Source organism: Sodalis sp. RH21 (assembly GCF_047324175.1).
GTDB lineage: Bacteria > Pseudomonadota > Gammaproteobacteria > Enterobacterales > Enterobacteriaceae > Acerihabitans.
On the sequence record NZ_CP178732.1, the window covers coordinates 3,258,523 to 3,276,558 of the forward strand.

Below are 18,036 nucleotides of genomic sequence, written 5' to 3' on the forward strand. Positions count from 1 at the left end.
GACTCAAAAAGACGAGTGTTTATAATGGCTATAACCACCCTGCCAATAATTCTGCTCCAATGACCGGGCGAGGTCCTCTTCCGACATGACCGACGCCACGCCTTCTTCCTGGGCGGTTTTGGCCACCTTAATGGCGATCGCGCGCGATATTTGCTGAATATCATTCACCGGCGGCAGTAGCGGCCCCGCGCCGGTAATCGCCAAAGGCGAAGCGGCAGCCAATGCCTGGCTGGCCGCCATCAGCATGCCATCGGTGACGCGGCTGGCGCCCGAGGCGAGAATGCCCAGCCCCAATCCTGGGAAAATATACGCATTATTGCATTGGGGAATATCATAGCGCCGATCCTGGTAAATCACCGACGCAAACGGGCTGCCTGTCGCCATCATTGCCGCTCCTTCGGTCCAGGCGAGCACGTCCTGCGGCCGGGCTTCCGCGCGCGACGTCGGGTTGGACAGCGGCATGATAATCGGCCGCGGGCAGTGGCGCAGCATTTCGCGCACGATTTCCTCGGTAAACAGCCCCGTCTGGCCGGAGACGCCGATCAGCACGCTCGGCTTGGCGTGGCGCACCACGTCCAGCAGCGACACGCTGGGCGTGGCGAGGCCCCAGCCGGCGATCGAGGCGCGGGCGGTCACCAGCCGGCGCTGGAAATCAAGCAGGTTGGGCATATCGTCGGTCAACAGGCCAAATCTATCGACCATAAAGACCTGGGCACGGGCTTCTTTTTCGCCAGCCCCTTCCGCCATCATTTGCGCGATGATATTTTCAGCAATGCCGCAACCGGCGGAACCCGCCCCGAGGAACACGACCCGGTGATCGCGTAAACGGCCGCCGGCGGCATGGCTGGCGGCGATCAGGGTTCCCAGCGTTACCGCGGCGGTACCCTGGATATCGTCATTAAAACAGCACAGCTTATGGCGATAACGCTCAAGCAGCGGCATGGCATTCTTTTGGGCAAAGTCCTCGAACTGCAACAATACGCGGGGCCAGCGGGTATTGACCGCCACGATAAAGGCGTCGATGAAAGCCATATATTCATCATCGCTTATGCGCGGGTGCCGCCAGCCCATATACAGCGGATCGTCCAGGCACTGCATATTGTTGGTTCCGACATCCAGCATGATCGGTAACGTTTGTGCCGGATTGATGCCGCCGCAGGCGGTATATAAAGAGAGCTTGCCGATGGGAATGCCCATGCCGCCAATGCCCTGATCGCCCAACCCGAGAATGCGCTCCCCGTCGGTAACCACAATGATTCTGATATCATGTTTAGAGAAATTCTGCAGCATATCGTCAATGCGATCCCGGTCCGGATAGGCAATAAACAATCCTCTCGCGCGGCGATAAATCGCCGAAAATTGCTCACAGGCCTCGCCAACCGTTGGGGTGTAGATAATCGGCAGCATTTCGTCAAGATGATAACGCAACAAATTATAAAACAATGTCTCGTTGGTATCCTGGATATTACGCAAATAGATATGTTTTGAAATATCCCGTTTAAATTGGCAGTATTGAGAATAAGCGCGCTCAGTTTGCTCATCGATGGTTTCAACCTGATTCGGTAACAGTCCGCAGAGATTAAGGGCGCGACGCTCTTGTTCAGTGAAAGCCGATCCCTTATTCAACAGGGGATTATCCAGCAGCAATGACCCGGTATAATGCGTGTACAATGTTTTGCACGATAACATCTCACAACCCTCGCATATAACTAACATCAACAAATACGTTTTTGTTTATATTATTCTGCTCACAGCCGGCTACCTTCGCGGCATAAAGCAGTCGTCTGCACCCGGCTAAAAAGCCTATCCGTGGTGACTGTTATAGCATGTCAGATTGCGACACTCGGTTAAATTTAATTATTAAAATACAATTTTAGCTATTTAAAGTTTTTTAATTACATAAAAATTAATTAAATTATCAAAAAGATAGTGTGATGAATAACGCACACCGATTATACACCTGAGTATAAAATCCAACATCATAATTTTATAATACATATTTAACGTCAAGTATTTAATCAATAAGGCCAATTAACCTCTTCCCCAGCGCACCACCAAAACAGCAAGGTGATTATAATGGAAAGAATTGACAAACCGATTGATAATTATGAAAAAGCATCAAAGTCGCCATCATTGACACTCTTTAGCCAATTCAAAAGCGCCGACATCAGTTCGGTGCCGTTGATTCTTTTCATTACCATCGCCAGCATCGTGTTTATTTCCGCCTATTCAAGCTACCTGCCTAAAAATATGATTGGTGGTTTGGCCGTCATTATGACCCTGGGTTTTTTGCTGTCGCATATTGGCCGACGAATTCCCGTGCTGCGCGATATCGGCGGCCCTGCCATTCTGTGTCTGATGGTACCGTCGGTAATGGTTTTTTTTGGCGTTTTCAAAATCAATACCCTGGAGACGGTACACCTGTTAATGAAGGAGGCCAACCTGCTGTATTTTGTTATCGCCAGCCTGGTGGTCGGCAGTATCCTCGGCATGAACCGTATTGTTTTGGTGCAAGGCATGATCCGGATGTTTATACCCTTGCTGGCGGGAACCGCAACGGCGGCGATAAGCGGATTGGTGGTGGGTAAATTATTCGGCTACAGCTTTTACCATACTTTTTTCTTTATTATCGTCCCCATCCTTGGCGGCGGGATCGGCGAGGGTATTTTACCCCTTTCCCTGGCTTATTCCGCCATCCTGGGCGCCACGCCGGATGTTTACGTGGCGCAGTTGGCTCCCGCCGCCGTCGTGGGCAATATTTTCGCCATCGTCTGCGCCGGCGTCCTGGCCCGTTTGGGTACCCGCCGCGCTAACTGGAATGGCGATGGCACATTAATCAGATCGGCGGCGGAAAATGCCGTATTTACCCGAAAAGAGCAAGAACGCCCGGCGGATTTTGCGCTGATGGGCGGCGGTTTATTGATGATTTGCACTTTTTTTATCGTTGGTGGTTTAGTCGAGAAATGGGTTCATATTCCCGGACCGGTATTGATGATTCTGATTGCCGTACTGTGTAAATACGCGCGGGTGATCCCGGCGAAGATGGAGGCGGGAGCCCATAGTTTTTATAAATTTGTCTCCACCACGCTGGTATGGCCGCTGATGATCGGACTGGGCATGCTGTATGTCCCGCTGGAAAGCGTCGTCGCGGTGTTCTCACTCGGCTATGTGATCGTCTGTGCCTCGGTGGTCGTTTCCATGGGCGTCGTGAGTTTTCTGATCGCGCCTTATCTCAATATGTACCCGGTCGAGGCCGCCATCGTAACATGCTGCCACAGCGGACTGGGCGGGACCGGCGACGTTGCCATTCTCTCTGCGTCAAACCGCATGTCATTGATGCCGTTTGCCCAGATATCCACCCGGATCGGCGGAGCATCTACGGTCATCGGCGCCACATTACTCCTTGGATGGCCGATCTAGCATCCGTGGGCCTATGCCAACGCCGTTCTCCGCGGGCTCAGGAAATAGCCTCGCCCACTTCCGATGCCGAAATTCCCTTGGCTGGAGTCATCATCGGAGAGGCGGCGACCGGCCGCGGTTGCGCGCTCCACCGCGGTCCGATCCGGGCCCGCGCCTGGTTATCCCCGGCTTATAGCAAAAACCGCTGTGCATTATGTTATCGTTATAGATGTTGGCTTTATAGCGGACGGCCTTAACCGCCCGTCCCGTCATCTACTTTGCATAGGGTGTATTATGATCGCAGGCATGCCAATCTCACGCCGAACGCTCCACAGTGAGATAGCCGATTTCATTCGTGACATGATCGTCCGGGGAGAGTTGGAGCCGGGCAGCAGGATACCCGAAAAAGATCTGTGTACGCGTTTTGATATCTCAAGAACACCCCTACGTGAAGCGCTGAAGGTTCTGGCTACCGAAGGCATGATCATCCTGCTTCCGCAACGCGGTGCCCGCGTGGCGGCGTTGACTCATGAAGAGCTGTACGAAATTTTCCCGATAATCGCCAGTCTTGAGGGCCTTGCCTGCGAGTTGGCATGCCAGCATATCACCACTGACGAATTAGCCGCTATCGAACAACTCCATGCGGAAATGCTGCTGGCTTACCAGCGGCAAGACAAACTCGACTATGCCCGCCTGAATCGGGACATTCACCTGGCCCTGTTCGGTGCGGCTAGAAACCAGTCGCTGCTGGCACTCTATAAAACCCTTGAGCTGCGCATCAGGAATATCCGCCATACCGTGCGCCAGTTGCCGAAAGACTGGCAGCGGGCGGTGAATGAGCATGAGGAAATCATGGCCTGCCTGCGCGCAAAAAACGCCGCGAAACTGGCAAAGACCATGCGCAAGCATATTATGAGCACCGCCAACGCCGTCAGGAATGCCATGGATGCCACGCTATAACGTCCTGTCCGCCATGGCGCCGGGACTGTTATAGCGTCCGCTATCAGGTGCGCCACGCCGTGGTTCTGCCGTGGCGGCCCGCCCGCCAGCATGTGGGGTATGCGGGCATCCGGTTAGCGGCATGCCAGGCCATGGCGCGAGGGATAACCGGCGTCCCGCGGCGCCGGCAGCTCCCTGGCATCATAGGTTTTTCTTATCAGTAACCTGGTTTTTATCCCCGGTGAAATGAATTCATTATTCATTATTTATTTTTATTGACCCCCCGCCCCAGCCGATCAATTCTTGCACGATTCCCGGTAGCGCGCCTAGGGTTTGCTTTTCCAGGGCGGCGGCGATCCCGGGCTCGCCGGCCGTCGGCGTTAATGCGTTCAGGCAGCAGTTAATCACCTTTCCACGGAGATACAATGAACAGATATTTTTTGGTTAACTCTTTTTGCCTTCTGGTCCTGGCGGGCACCGCCGCCAGCGCAGCAGAGCTTGATGGAACGCTTAAAAAAATCGCCGACAGCGGCCAGATCACCGTGGGCCACCGTGATGGCGCGGTCCCATTTTCCTACTACGACGATAATCAACGGCCGATCGGTTATGCGATGGATATCTGCAACGCGGTAGTGGCGGCAGTCAAAGCCCGCGTCAATAAACCGGAACTGGCGGTGAACACCCTGCCGGTCACCGGCACTACGCGTATTCCGCTGCTGGCTAACGGCACCATCGATATGGAATGCGGCACCACCACCAATAACGCGGAACGGCAAAAACAGGTGACTTTTTCGACCACCTATTTTGTCGCAGCCGTGCGCATAATGTCCAAAAAGAGCGCACCGGTTGCCTCAATGGCGGAGCTTAAGGGCAAAACCATCGTCACCCTGGCCGGTACCACCAGCGTCAAAATCGTCAATGAAGCCAATAATTCCCAGCATCTGAGCATGACCATCCTGATGGCCAAGGACCTGGCGGAGGGCATGCTGACCCTGGAAACCGGACGGGCGGCCGCGCTGATTTTTGATGATGTCTCACTGGCCGGCGCGCGGGCCACGTCCAAGTCGCCAGACGCGTTCCAGATCTCCGATCGGCCGCTATCCGTCGAACCTTACGGCATTATGCTGCGCAGGAATGATCAACAGTTTAAGCAGTTGGTCAACGACACCATCGCCGGCCTGTACCAAAGCGGGGCTATTAACGGCATCTATAGCAAGTGGTTTACCCAACCCATCCCGCCGCGGGGCATTAATATGCAATTCCCGATGTCCGCACAGTTGCAAAAAACGATTGCCCATCCAACGGATGACGCCAATCCAGAGGTCTATCGCTGATGCCGGCGCAAGTAACCCTGGCGGATGCTCCTCCCGGGCGCGTTGCCCGGCATGGCGCGCAGCCCCGACCGCAGGTCCTGGCGGCGGCAGGACAAGTGGCAAAATGAACTATAACTGGAACTGGGCCGTCTTTTTCGATACCGCATCCGACGGCGCCCATACCTGGTGGCAGATGTTGGCCATCGGCCTCGGCTGGACGGCGGCCACCGCCGCCTGCGCCTTTTTTATCGCGCTGGTCTTGGGGGCGCTTGCCGGCGTGGCGCGCAATACGCCGAACCGGTGGTTAAATAGCTGCGGCAGCGCCTTTGTCGAGGTATTCCGCAATATTCCCCTGCTGATGCAAATGTTCCTTTGGTATTTCGTCTTTCCGGAAATGCTGCCGACGGCGCTCGGCGACCAGTTGAAACAATTACCGAACGCGCAGTTTTATACTGCGGCGCTCTGTTTGGGATGCTATCACGGCGCCCGTATGGCGGAAGTCGTCAGGGCCGGCCTGGAAAGCCTGTCCAAAGGCCAGCGCATGGCGGGACAGGCGTTGGGGCTGACCCTGGCGCAAACCTATGGTTATGTGCTGCTGCCGGTGGCAATGCGCATGGTGACCCCGGCGGTAACGTCCGAATTGTTAAGCTGCACCAAAAATACCTCGGTGGCGCTGGCGATAGGACTGATTGAATTGACCGGCGGCGCCCGCGCCATGCAGGAAAACACCTTCCAGGTGTTTGAAGCCTTCAGCGGTGCGACCCTGCTCTATCTGCTGCTCAACCTGGCGGTGGTTTTTTTCATGCGCGGCGTGGAGAAAAAAGCCGCGCTACCCGGATTTGCAACCGGCGTCAGCCGGAAAAAGGGCTGATTGATGCTGACGGGATTTGACTATCACACTATTATCCGCACCCTGCCGTATCTGTTTATGACCGGGATGAGCTTTACCCTGCGCCTGACGCTGTGCGCCACCCTTGCCGGCCTGGTGTTCGGCACCCTGCTGGCGCTGATGAGGCTGTCCGGCATGCGTTTTTTGTCTATTCCGGCGACCTGTTATGTCAACCTGATGCGCTCGCTGCCGCTGGTTTTGGTGATCTTCTGGTTCTATTTTCTGGTGCCCTATCTCCTGCAATGGGTCACCGGCGCCGCCTCGCCGGTGCGGGTGGACCCGTTCTGGTCATCGGTGATTACCTTCAGCCTGTTCGAAGCCAGCTATTTTTGCGAGATTGTCCGCTCAGGCATCCAGTCGCTGCCCAGCGGGCAGTCTTCCGCCTCGCAGGCGCTGGGCATGACCGGCCGGCAGACCATGCTGTACGTGATCCTGCCGCAGGCCATGCGCAATATGCTGCCGCTGTTCCTGACCCAGACCATTATTTTGTTCCAGGACACCTCGCTGGTCTATGTACTGTCGATTACCGATTTCCTGGGCGCCGCGGCCAAGATTGCCCAGCGCGACGGACGTCTGCTGGAGATGTATCTGTTTGCCGCGGCGGTCTATTTCCTGATGTCGTTTGCCGCCTCGTACTCGGTGCGGATGCTGCAAAAACGGGTGGCCATTATTCGCTAGCACTGATGTGTCTTCGGGTTTATCTGCCGCAGCCTGGGCGGCGCCCAGGCCAACCGGAGATCAATGGCAACCTTTTATCCGGCCGATCGCGCGGTTAACATGCGCGCTATTTTCTCTCTATACCATGGTGCTTACATGTCCCCATTACCAACAGTTTCGGTTCCGTCCGCTGCGGGAAACAACGCAGCGCTGCTAGCCCTTGCCGGCCAGCGCCTCAATGTTCTGCAACATGAGCGCGTGGTGCTCTATGCCGGCGCAAACCTGCCCAGTCCCGAGGCAATGGCGGCTTATTCCCCGGGATTAAGCGCCTATCCGGCCATGGGACCCAGTTTTGATAAGGAGCAGCCCGATACCGGCCTGGTTTCCGCGCTTGAAGTGGCCATTGCCGATCAGATTAGCCGGCTATTCGGTTCACTCTGGGCGGACACGCGCCTGCCGAACTGCACTACCGCCAACCTCGCCGTTTTCCACGCGTTCGCCAGACCGGGCGATCTGTTGCTGGCTCCCGCAGCCGCGCATGGCGGACATTTAAGCCAGCGCAAAGGCGGAACGCCCGAATTGGCGGGACTTCACGTTGAGGAGCTGCCCTACGATGAACATCACCTTTGTCTTGACCCGGCGGCGGCGGCGGAGATGATCCTGCGCCGCAAACCCCGGCTGGTGATGCTGGGCCGCTCGGTCATGCTTAAGGCCGACGATATAACGCCGGTGATCAACAGCGCGCGGCGGGTCGGCGCCAAAACCATTTTTGACGCGTCCCATGTACTGGGGCTGATCGCCGGCGGAATGTTTCCCAACCCCCTGTCGTTGGGGGTGGATATCATGACCAGTTCGACGTATAAGACGCTGCCGGGCCGACCGCACAGTATTATTGCCGGCGGCAATTTGGCCGATCGGGCGCTGTTGGCCAGCGTCATCGAAAACCGCATGATCGCCAACGGCGACGCCGGCTGTTTACCGTCCCTGCTGGTGACCCTGGAGCAGGCAAAACAGAACGGCGCGAACTACGCGCGCCGCATTTGCCGCAATACCGCCGCCATGGCCGCGGCGCTCAGGACCGCGGGCATCGGGGTGATGGCGGCCCTGCCCCATGAAACCGCGACCCATCAGTTGCTGATCCCCATGAGCCCGGAGCTATCGGCCAAACAGACCCTTGCCGCGCTTGAACAGCAGGGGATACTGGTGGGCACCTGCGCCGATCCGGCCGCCGCCGGTCATTTCGCCCTGCGCGTCGGCACCCAGTTCATGACCACCCTCGGGCTGGATGAGACCGGATTTGCCCGCATCGCGCAGCGCCTGGCCGCGCTGCTGGAACGAACATCCGATAATCGTATGCGGATACGGGCCGGGGAATAGCTCGGCCGGCGGGACCGCCGGCTCAGCTACCTGCCCGCCGGTCCCTTAATGACGTGCCTGCCTGAGACCGTTCGCCGCCGCCAATAGGCACGCTAACCCAGCGAATCGGCGTAAGCGTGAGAATGCCGCGGTTAAACCCGCCGATCATAATCGTCTTCCCGTCATGAAAATAAGGCATAGCGTCGGTTAACATAATTTTTTATTTTAATTTCCTTGTCTAAGACAATAAATTAAATACGGGTAGCCCGCGCCAATTTAACCCGGAATTTTTCATCGACGTCACCTCCGTCAACAGGGTAGTTTTACCATGGCTGATTTCCAGTTCTGAGCGGCGTTGATCGTGACATGAAATAAAAAAATACAATTACGAACGTAATCCTTAAATAAACCGGGGACAATTTTAAGCGAAGAAATGTTCGAAGATATAAGTAATTCACTGAGATACTTAGCATAATCCATGAATTCAACACGGCCTTAGTATGTACTGAATAATTGTTATTGAGAAGATAACGTTTTAATGCCGTCTGCCTTCATTACGCTTATTTTACATTTCGCAATGATCCCGCGCAGCCGAATACTGTTATAATTGAGAACGATTATTCTCAACAGCACCTCGTTTGGAACCACATGAAGCCTCTCAAATACCTATTTCTGGTATTCAATATTATTTTCCTGACCGCTTGCGACGACAACGCTCAAAAACAAGCCGTTGTGACCCCTGCCGAAGTCGGGGTCATCGTATTGAAAGCCTCCCCCGTTTCGCTCACCAGCGATTTAACCGGACGCACCACCGCCACCCTGAGCGCCGATGTCCGTCCCCAGGTGGGCGGAATTATCCAAAAACGGCTGTTCACGGAGGGCCAGGACGTCAAGGAGGGCCAGGTACTTTATCTTATCAACCCATCAAGTTACCAGGCAACCTACGATGAGGCGGCGGCGGCCTTAAAAAATGCGCAAGCTATTGTCTCCTCGGCGAAATTAAAAGCGCAGCGCTATGCCATCCTGGAAAAAGAACAGGGCGTGTCCAAAGAAGAGTATGAGGATGCGCGCGCGGCTTACGAACAGAACGTTGCTTCGGTCGCCGAGAAAAAAGCCTCGCTCGAATCCGCCAAAATTAATCTGGCCTGGACCCGCGTTACCGCCCCGATCGGTGGGCGTATCGGAATTTCATCCGTCACGCCCGGCGCCCTGGTGACCTCGGAACAGACCACCGCGCTGGCGACGATCCGTGCGCTGGATATGATGTATGTGGATATGACGCAATCCAGCAGCCAATTGCTCGCCTTGCGCAAGCAGGCATTGCAGCAAAATAAAGACAGCATTGATAATGTCACCCTGACGCTTGAGGATGGCAGCCCTTATGAACATAAGGGTACGCTGCAATTATCCGAAGTCGCGGTGGATGAAGCCACCGGTTCGGTGACGCTGCGCGCGGTTTTTCCCAATCCGGAACATATTCTGCTGCCGGGCATGTTTGTCAGGGCCAATGTCGTTAACGGCACGCTTAACGAGGCGATTTTGGCACCCCAGCAGGGCATTACCCGCGACGCGGCGGGCAATGGCACGGCGCTTATCGTCAATAAAGAAAATAAGGTCGAGCAGCGTTCGGTGACCACCTCGCGCGCGATTGGCGATCGCTGGCTGGTGACCGAGGGCCTGGCGTCCGGCGATAAGTTGATTACCGAAGGCAGCAGTAAAGTCAAAGCGGGTGAGAGCGTAACGGCGGTAGTCATCGGCAATAAAACCGAGGGAGCATAATTATGTTTTCTCGTTTTTTTGTCAGGCGGCCGGTATTCGCCTGGGTTATCGCTATTCTGATCGTGCTAGCCGGCGTTATGGCCTTGCGCGAGATGGCCGTTGGGCAATATCCGGATGTCGCCCCGCCAACCGTTAAAATCAGTGCCACCTATACCGGCGCGTCGGCGGAAACGCTGGAAAACAGCGTGACCCAGGTGATTGAACAGGAATTGACCGGCCTGGACGGTTTGCTCTATTTCAGTTCAACCAGCAGCTCCGACGGAACGGTTTCGATTAACGTCACCTTCGCCCAGGGCACCGATGCCAATATCGCCCAGGTACAGGTACAAAACAAAGTTCAGCAGGCCGAAGCCCGTTTGCCGACCGAAGTGACCGCACAGGGCGTAACCGTCGAAAAAAGCCAGACCAGCTTTCTGCTGATTATGGCGCTTTACGACACATTGGATAAACACTCGGGAACCGATATTGCGGACTGGCTGGTAAGTAATATTCAGGACCCGCTGGCGCGGGTGCAAGGCGTCGGCGACGTGCAGGTATTTGGTTCGGAATATGCCATGCGTATCTGGCTGGACCCGGCAAAACTGGCGTCTTATAGCCTGATGCCTTCCGACATCGAAACCGCGATTGAAGCGCAGAACACGCAAGTTTCGGCGGGCAAAGTGGGCGCGCCGCCTTCGTCGGATGCCCAGCAGCTGACGGCTACCGTCAGAACGATGTCCCGCCTGAAAACCCCCCGGCAATTTCGCGACATCATTCTTAAAAGCGATAGCGCCGGCGCGATTGTGCATTTAGGCGACGTGGCGCGTGTCGAGCTCGGCAGCGAGGATTACAGCAACGTCACCCGTTTGAACGGCCACCCGGCCGCCGGTATCGCGGTAATGCTGGCCTCCGGGGCGAATGCCCTGGATACCGCGACCAAGGTAAAAGCCAAGCTGGCGGAATTCCAGAGCAACATGCCGCAGGGCTATGAAATAGCCTATCCCAAAGACAATACCGCCTTTATTAAAATTTCGGTGACCGAGGTGGTCGAAACACTGTTAATCGCCATCGCGCTGGTGATCGCCGTGATGTATATCTTCTTGCAGAACGTGCGCGCGACCCTGATCCCCGCCCTCGCCGTGCCTGTGGTCATGATGGGGACCTTCGCCGTGCTGTCGGTGTTTGGTTATTCCATTAATACGCTGACCCTGTTCGGCATGGTGCTGGCCATCGGGCTGCTGGTGGATGATGCCATCGTGGTGGTGGAAAATGTCGAGCGCATTATGCGCGAGGAGAAGCTGCCCGCCATTGAAGCGACGGAGAAATCAATGGGCGAAATATCCGGCGCGCTGGTGGCCATCGCCATCGTCCTGTCCGCGGTGTTTCTGCCGATGGCCTTTTTTGGCGGTTCCACCGGCGTTATCTACCGCCAGTTCTCGGTGACGATTGTTTCCGCGATGATCCTGTCGGTGGTGGTGGCCCTGACGCTGACGCCGGCGCTGTGCGGCGCCCTGCTCAACACGCCCGACGGGCATGAGAACAGGTTTGCCCGCTGGTTTAACCGGTTTTATGAAAAAACGGAAACAAAATATGGCCGCAAGGTGGCGGGTATCCTCAGGCGCCCCGCGCGGGCGATACTGATTTACCTGGTTATCGCCGGCATCATGATCGTATTGCTGATGCGTCTGCCCGGCGGTTTTTTACCCGTGGAGGATCAGGGTGACGTGATGGTGCAGTACACCCTGCCCGCCGGGGCGACCATGAACCGGACCAATCAGGTAAGTAAAGCGGTGGAAACGTATTTCCTGGATAAGGAAAAAGCCAATACCGAGGTCATTTTCACCATCTCCGGCTTTAACTTCAGCGGCAGCGCGCAAAATGCGGGTATGGCGTTTGTGGCCCTGAAGGATTGGTCGGAGCGCACCGGCAGCGACAATACGGCGCAGTCCATTGCCGGCCGGGCCATGAAAAATCTTGCCGGCGTGCGTGATGCGCAAATTTATACCCTGGTCCCGCCGGCGGTGGATGGGTTAGGCCAATCCAACGGTTTCACCTTCGAGCTACAGGCAACGGGCGCCACTACCCGCGACGAGCTGAAAACCTTGCGCGACCGGTTGGTCAAAGACGCTTCGGCCTCGGGTGAACTGGCGTCGGTTCGGGCCAATGAACTGCCTGAAATGCCCCAGCTCAATGTGGATATAGATACCGCAAAAGCGGTGGCCCTGGGATTATCCATCAGCGATGTCACCGCCACGCTCAGCAGCGGCTGGGGCGGTACCTACGTCAATGATTTCCTGTCCAGCGGCCGGGTTAAAAAAGTCTATCTCCAGGGCGACAGCCAATTCCGGTCCAAACCTGATGACCTGAATGATTGGTTCGTTAAGGGCAGCAACGATGATATGACCCCCTTCTCCGCCTTCGCCACTACCCGCTGGACCTCGGGCGCCGATACGCTGACCCGCTATGGCGGTTCATCCTCCTATGAAATCCAGGGGGAAGGCGCGGCCGGCACCAGTTCAAGCGCCGCGTTGGATAAAATGGAAGCGCTGGCGAAGGCCCTGCCTGCCGGCGCGACCTATTCCTGGAGCGGATTGTCCCTGCAGGAAAGAATGGCCAGCGGGCAGGCGGGTTTACTTTACGGTTTCTCCATCCTGGTGGTTTTCCTGTGCCTGGCGGCGCTGTATGAAAGCTGGTCCGTACCGCTCTCGGTGCTGATGGTTATCCCGCTGGGGGTGGTGGGTGCCGTGACCGCGGCCACCTTGCGCGGCCTGGATAACGATGTCTATTTCCAGGTGGCGTTGCTGACCACCATCGGTTTGTCGTCCAAAAACGCCATCTTGATCGTCGAGTTCGCCGAGGCGGCCCTCAATCAGGGTAAATCAGTGGGCGCGGCGGCCTTTGCCGCGGCCAGAACGCGGTTGAGGCCGATTTTGATGACCTCATTTGCCTTTATCGCCGGCGTATTACCCCTGGCGATTTCCACCGGCGCGGGCGCCAACAGCCGGATAGCGATTGGCACCGGCATCGTGGGCGGAACGGTGACCGCCACTTTCCTGGCTATTTTCTTTGTGCCGTTATTTTTCATGTTGGTAAAAAAAGTGTTTACCAAAGTGGCCGTTGTGGGGAGTAAATCGTCATGCTGAGGAAAATGATAATGGCCTGCCCGCTATTACTGGCAGGGTGTATTTCACTGGAGCCTCATTATGTGCGCCCCGCCGCGCCCGTGCCGGCCGTATGGCCCAATGGGCAGAGCACCCAACCGCAGTTGGAGTTAACCGAGTGGCAGGCGATCGTCAAGGACGACCGATTGAAGCAGGTGGTGGGCCGGGCGTTAAAATCGAACCGCGATTTACGCCAGGCCATCGCGGACATTGAGGCGGCGCGGGCGTTGTATGGAGAGAAGAAAGCGGCCCTCTACCCCGCGCTGGATGCCGGGTTAAGCTCCAGCCGCAGCCGTTCCGTCAGCAGCGGCGTATCCGAGGTAAGCGGCAGCGCCGAGGCCAGCGGCAGCGTCAGTTCCTTTGAGCTCGATCTGTTTGGTAAAAACCGCAGCTTATCCCGGGCGGCCAAAGAGAGCTGGCTGGCCTCAGCCGCGACCGCCAAAAATACCCGCATTACCCTGATTGCGGAGACGACGACGGCCTGGATTACCCTCGCCGCCGATCAAAGCAGCCTGGCCCTGGCAAAAATCACCATGCAAAGCGCGGCGGATACCGTGAAAGTAACGAAACGGCGCCTCGAACTGGGGGCGGATGACGGTACGGCGGTTAACTCGGCCATTACCATCTATCAGCAAGCCCGGGGCGACGTGGCCGGTTATACCACCTCGGTGGCCCAGGATGCCAACGCGTTGAATCTGCTGGTGGGTGAATCCGTCCCCGCCTCGCTGCTGCCCGGGACCCTGGAACCGCTGGAGGACGCCATTGCCATCGTACCGTCCGGCGTCTCGTCCGAGGTATTGCTTCGTCGCCCGGATGTCCAGGAAGCCGAGCATGAGCTTAAAAGCGCCAATGCGGATATTGGCAGCGCGCGGGCCGCTTTTTTCCCCAGCCTGACGCTGACCGCCAGCGCCGGGGTCGGCAGCAGCTCGCTGTCCAACCTGTTCGGTCACGGGAGCAATGTGTGGTCATTCGCCCCGAGCCTGACCCTGCCCATTTTCGCCGGTGGGGAGAATCTCGCGGCATTGCGTTACGCCGAGGCTGAAAAGAAGGGCTATATCGCCGCTTATGAAAAAGCGATTCAAAGCGCGTTTAAAGATGTGGCCGATGCGCTGGCCAGCCGGGCTACCCTGCAAGAACGGCTGGATGCGCAGGATGCTTATGTCGCCGCCGCGATGAAAAGCTACCATTTATCGGATTTACGCTACCGCAGCGGCGTGGACAGCTACCTGAACATGCTGGTGGCGCAACGGACGCTTTATGCCGCCCGGCAGGATTTAATCTCGCTGAAGCAAACCGATTATGAAAACCGCATCACGCTTTGGCAATCGCTGGGTGGCGGTATTTAAGCCCGTCCTCAGCCACGGCCTCATCTTTTGCGGGGGGCGTTGACGCGGTTGAATGCGACGTCAGATCATGGCGGCGCTAAAGGGGCGACATCGGCGACGGCGCCGATAAACGCCAGGGCCGCTCGTTTGCCCATTACCTATATTTCTTTCGCCAGGAGATGGGATGAAATTGTCAGTCCGGGTTAACTATATAATCAATCTTGGTTTACTTGCCGCTTTCGGTCCTTTGTGTACCGATCTGTATCTGCCGGCGCTACCTCACTTATCGACGGAGCTTAATGTATCCACTTCCACGGCTCAGTTGACGCTGACCGCCAGTCTTTTCGGCCTTGGGATCGGTCAACTTCTGTTCGGGCCCATCAGCGATCAGGTCGGGAGAATGAAACCATTATTACTCTCGCTGGCGTTATTTATCATGGCCTCCGTATGGTGCATGCTCGCGCCGACGGCAACCCAACTTATCCTGGCCCGTTTTCTCCAGGGCATAGCCGGTGCCGGCGGCGCCGTTCTCTCGCGCTCGATTGCACGCGATCTCTATACAGGCCATGAGCTCACCACGTTTTTCGCCATGTTGATGATGGTCAATGGGCTTGGGCCCATTGTCGCCCCGATACTGGGTGGCGCGCTGCTGTCGGTCATGGACTGGCGCGGCCTGTTTGCGGCGCTAACCGCGATCGGCGTGGCGTTGCTCGTCATGGCCAGGCTTAATATCAGTGAAAGCCTGCCTGAGGGAAAGCGCAACCCGGGCAGTTTCGGCGCGATGTTAAGCTCTATCGGCTCGGTGGTCAGGCATAAGGCGTTTATCGGGTTTTGCCTGACACAGGCGCTCATGCTGGCGGGCATGTTTGCTTATATCGGCGCGTCCCCTTTTGTACTACAGCGCATCTATAATATGTCCCCGCTCGGGTTTAGTCTCTGTTTTGCCATCAATGGCATCGGGCTGATCGTTGCCGCACAGCTGGCCGCAGGATTAAGCAAAAAATACGGTGAGTTCAAATTGCTTAAGGGAGCATTGATGTTCGCGGGCATTATTAGCACTACATTGTTACTGGCAGGCGTCATCGGCGCGCCTTTGCCGGTTTTCCTGGTTATCTTGTTTTTCGCCATAGCCTGCAACAGCGCCATTTGCACCACTGCGTCCTCGCTGGCCATGCAAACCCAAAGCAGCAATGCGGGCGGTAGCGCATCGGCGGTGTTAGGCGTCGCCATGTTCACCTTTGGCGGCATCAGCGTACCGCTTTCCGGCATCGGTGGAACGTCGGTTTTTACCATGACGCTCACTTTATGGGCGGCGTATATGCTCGCTATCCTTGCCTTCTTTTTTATCGCCGGCGGCGCAAAACCCGCTTGCCGCCATCATGACGGCCACCAGCGCCAGTAAAATAAAGCTCGGCCTCCAGTCGCCGGCAAGCTGATGAAGCGCGCCAATCACGGCGGGACTGGCTGACGCCACAATGTACCCCGCCCCTTGGACAAAAGATGACATGGCGCGGTTATCATCAAGGTTTCTGGCATGCGCCATGACCAGCATGAAAACCACCGAAAATCCCCCTCCCGCGCCGATACCGCCAAAAAAAATCCACAGAAAACAGCCTTCCGGCGCCGTAATCAGCCCTACCGGCAAAATGAACCACGCGATCGCCACAATCAAAAACAGCCGGGCATGGGAAAGATGCATGGACGAACTCAGCCAGGGGATGCCAAAGCAGCCCACCATACCGAGGATTTGAAACAGTGATGCCGCGAAACCCGCCTGGTTGATGTTCATGCCCCCCCGTTGCACCAGATAATCCGGCAACCAGGCCGTCATGCCATAAAAAATAAAGGTATGGCACGCGAAAGCCGCGGCCAGCAACCACGCCACCGGCCGGCGACCGGCGGAGTCATTGGCCGGCGCCGATGCCCCGATGTCGCTTTGCGCGCGGGAGACGACCGGTGCCCGTCGGGGCCGCGAGTGATAATCGATATGCGGCGCGGACGCTTTATGCGCGGCCAGATATGCCACCCCGGCCCATAGGACCATCGCCAGCAGCGCCAAAATGCACCAGCCCGCCAGGGCGAAACGCCAGCCGACCGCCGAGGCCAGCGGAGCGGTGAAAGCGGAACTCAACATTGCTCCCACGCTCATCGCCATTACGTATACGCCGGTCATTACGCCGGAGCGACGGGAAAAATCCCGGGCAATGACCATCAGGCTAACGATATTGCCCAGCGTCAAGGCGGCCCCCAGAACGAAGGTGCCGGCCAGGATGGCCATTAATCCTCCCGCGGACCGTAACAGCGTGCCGGAGACTATTGCGCATAATGTGATAAAAACGGCGCGTTCAATGGAAACCCGTGCCAGGATCAGCGAGGCGAACGGCGCCAGGATGCCGAAACAGAAAACCGGAATGGCCGTCAGCAGCCCGGCAATCCCCGAACTGATACCGAGGTCCGCCCTGATGTCGGCGATCGCCGAAGGCAAGGAGGTCAGCGGCGCGCGCAGATTCAAGGCCAATGCAATAAAGGCGGCTAGCAACATAACGTTATAAATGCGGCGTTCCAGGCCGGTATTTTTTTTTGCCCGGCCGGGCCGCCCCGGTTGGATCTTATTCATTTTTTACTCAGGGCATTCTTTCTATCGAAGGCAAAACTGGGTTAGAGGAGAAAAACAATCATACGCAATTATCAAAAAAAATTTATCATCAGGTAGCGAGTAGATATTCTTTATTAACTCCTGGAAGTTAAGAATCATCATTCTCACGACATATAAATTTTAAGGGAATGCATTAAGCAGGAAAGTAAGTGTTGCGTTAAAAATAATGTCAAATTGCTTTGAAAGAACATTTCAGCCACCGGCAGGCAGGGTTATCATCGGGTCGGATGGGAAACGGCATCTCCCCCAGTTGCCGCAAATTGGCCTGCTATTGGGATAATGTCGGACCGCGGGGACGCGTTTCCGAATTCTTCAAACGCTTGTTTTAAAGCAGGATGACACCGCGCAGCACGACCACTCCAATGCCGGTGAGTTCAGGTTCGGGCCTCAGCCGGACGCGCAGAATGCTCCGGCGTCCCATTTTCGTACCTTGCTCGTTCGCCAACTCGTTGTCTTTCAGGTTTCCCGCGGCGAAGAGGTACGTCGCCGACGGGCCGGCTGCTGTTCCCGTCGCGGCATCCTCCCGGACGCTCGCAGGCGACACCTATCATTATTCCGGCGCCATGGGATTGGAACAACGCGC

The 18,036-nt window shown here is 56.5% G+C and carries 13 protein-coding genes; 10 read left to right on the top strand and 3 right to left on the bottom strand.

Features of this window, described 5'->3' with window-relative positions; all coding sequences use genetic code 11:
• Positions 1-3 precede the first annotated feature (3 nt).
• A complete protein-coding gene (locus ACL2XP_RS14960) occupies positions 4-1,689 on the bottom strand; it encodes an NAD-dependent malic enzyme (protein WP_413733565.1) in 1,686 nt (561 codons plus the stop codon).
• Positions 1,690-2,076: 387 nt separating this feature from the next.
• On the opposite strand from ACL2XP_RS14960, the gene ACL2XP_RS14965 reads away from it, so the two are divergent.
• From ACL2XP_RS14965 to ACL2XP_RS15010, 10 genes are all read left to right on the top strand, one after another.
• Positions 2,077-3,420, top strand: a complete 1,344-nt coding sequence (locus ACL2XP_RS14965) for a 2-hydroxycarboxylate transporter family protein (RefSeq protein ID WP_413733566.1) — start codon at positions 2,077-2,079, stop codon at positions 3,418-3,420.
• A 285-nt stretch (positions 3,421-3,705) separates the two neighbouring features.
• Positions 3,706-4,359: a GntR family transcriptional regulator gene (locus ACL2XP_RS14970; RefSeq protein WP_413733567.1), complete on the top strand. Its 654-nt coding sequence runs from the start codon at positions 3,706-3,708 to the stop codon at positions 4,357-4,359.
• 404 nt (positions 4,360-4,763) lie between these two features.
• Complete coding sequence (locus ACL2XP_RS14975; protein ID WP_413733568.1) at positions 4,764-5,672, top strand: transporter substrate-binding domain-containing protein; 909 nt, start codon at positions 4,764-4,766, stop codon at positions 5,670-5,672.
• Positions 5,673-5,775: 103 nt separating this feature from the next.
• On the top strand, positions 5,776-6,522 hold the full coding sequence (locus ACL2XP_RS14980) for an amino acid ABC transporter permease (RefSeq protein WP_413733569.1): 747 nt from the start codon (positions 5,776-5,778) through the stop codon (positions 6,520-6,522).
• A gap of 3 nt (positions 6,523-6,525) precedes the next feature.
• On the top strand, positions 6,526-7,218 hold the full coding sequence (locus ACL2XP_RS14985; protein WP_413733570.1) for an amino acid ABC transporter permease: 693 nt from the start codon (positions 6,526-6,528) through the stop codon (positions 7,216-7,218).
• Between the two features lie 135 nt (positions 7,219-7,353).
• Positions 7,354-8,574, top strand: a complete 1,221-nt coding sequence (locus ACL2XP_RS14990; RefSeq protein WP_413733571.1) for a glycine hydroxymethyltransferase — start codon at positions 7,354-7,356, stop codon at positions 8,572-8,574.
• A gap of 627 nt (positions 8,575-9,201) precedes the next feature.
• Complete coding sequence (locus tag ACL2XP_RS14995) at positions 9,202-10,332, top strand: efflux RND transporter periplasmic adaptor subunit (protein ID WP_413733572.1); 1,131 nt, start codon at positions 9,202-9,204, stop codon at positions 10,330-10,332.
• A 2-nt stretch (positions 10,333-10,334) separates the two neighbouring features.
• Positions 10,335-13,454 (top strand): efflux RND transporter permease subunit, encoded by a 3,120-nt coding sequence (locus ACL2XP_RS15000; protein ID WP_413733573.1) that lies wholly within the window; start codon positions 10,335-10,337, stop codon positions 13,452-13,454.
• The gene (locus ACL2XP_RS15005; RefSeq protein ID WP_413733574.1) at positions 13,448-14,818 is read left to right on the top strand and encodes an efflux transporter outer membrane subunit; all 1,371 of its coding nucleotides are present in this window, start codon (positions 13,448-13,450) and stop codon (positions 14,816-14,818) included. Before ACL2XP_RS15000 ends, ACL2XP_RS15005 begins: the two co-directional genes overlap by 7 nt.
• A gap of 163 nt (positions 14,819-14,981) precedes the next feature.
• Entirely contained in the window at positions 14,982-16,199 is a 1,218-nt protein-coding gene (locus tag ACL2XP_RS15010) for a multidrug effflux MFS transporter (RefSeq protein WP_413733575.1), read from the top strand.
• Here the strand turns inward: ACL2XP_RS15010 and ACL2XP_RS15015 are convergent.
• Together ACL2XP_RS15015 and ACL2XP_RS15020 are read right to left on the bottom strand one after the other, a co-directional pair.
• Positions 16,101-17,414, bottom strand: a complete 1,314-nt coding sequence (locus ACL2XP_RS15015) for a CynX/NimT family MFS transporter (RefSeq protein WP_413733576.1) — start codon at positions 17,412-17,414, stop codon at positions 16,101-16,103. The genes ACL2XP_RS15010 and ACL2XP_RS15015 overlap by 99 nt on opposite strands.
• A 364-nt stretch (positions 17,415-17,778) precedes the next feature.
• On the bottom strand, positions 17,779-17,997 hold the full coding sequence (locus ACL2XP_RS15020; protein WP_413733577.1) for a PhzF family phenazine biosynthesis protein: 219 nt from the start codon (positions 17,995-17,997) through the stop codon (positions 17,779-17,781).
• Between the last annotated feature and the right edge of the window lie 39 nt (positions 17,998-18,036).